This is a genomic window from Bradyrhizobium sp. LeoB3 (genome assembly GCF_055456055.1).
Map to the genome: position 1 here is coordinate 1 of NZ_JBVBEF010000339.1, position 684 is coordinate 684.

At 64.3% G+C, this 684-nt stretch carries 1 pseudogene; it reads right to left on the reverse strand.

Going from position 1 to position 684, the window contains the following annotated elements:
* Positions 1-23: 23 nt before the first annotated feature.
* Positions 24-684 (reverse strand): annotated as a pseudogene (locus ACZXDY_RS46210) (transposase family protein); the annotation flags it as partial.

A 684-nucleotide genomic window follows, 5' to 3' on the forward strand; every position in this document is an offset into this window, starting at 1 on the left:
GTCGACCGTGAAGAACCCGGATTTCAGCTTGGGAGGAGCTGAAGTCGGCGGATGAGCTGGACGAGGATTTGGCGCAGCAAAAGCTCGAGCCAGCGGATGAGGCGACGGAAGTTGTAGCCGGCGGCGGCGAGGACGGCATTGGTGGCGTCGCCCTGGCGGTGCCAGAGATAGTTTCGGCCCATTCGGTGCTGGATTTGAGGTGGCCGATCACCGGCTCCACGGCGGAGCGCCGGCGCAGCTCGCGCTTGATCTTTGGCGTCACCCGCCGCTTCTGGCCTGAGATGAACACCCTGAACTTGTAATCGAGCGGCGCATTGTGGCCGCGATAGCCTTTGTCGAGACACATGCGCTCGATGACGTTGCCGACGAGCGCCTCCATGCCTGGGATCACGGTCTTGAGCGTATGGCCGTTATAGGGGTTGCCGGTCAGCGCTTTCACATGGGTGACGAACTGACCGCCCTTGGCGGGCGCGAGGTTGGTGGCCACCGAGACCTTGACGCCGAACTCGTAGGGCCGGTGGGCCTTGCCCTTGCCGATCACCCCACCTCCGGCGCGTGCAGCGAGTAGACCTTGGGGCCGCGCTGGTGCTGCTTCTGGTCAAGCACCCGTCGCGCCAGCGCCAGCATGCGTTCGAGGACAATCTCGCCAAGCAAGCCGGTGCGGCCTTCGATCTTGCGGGCAAT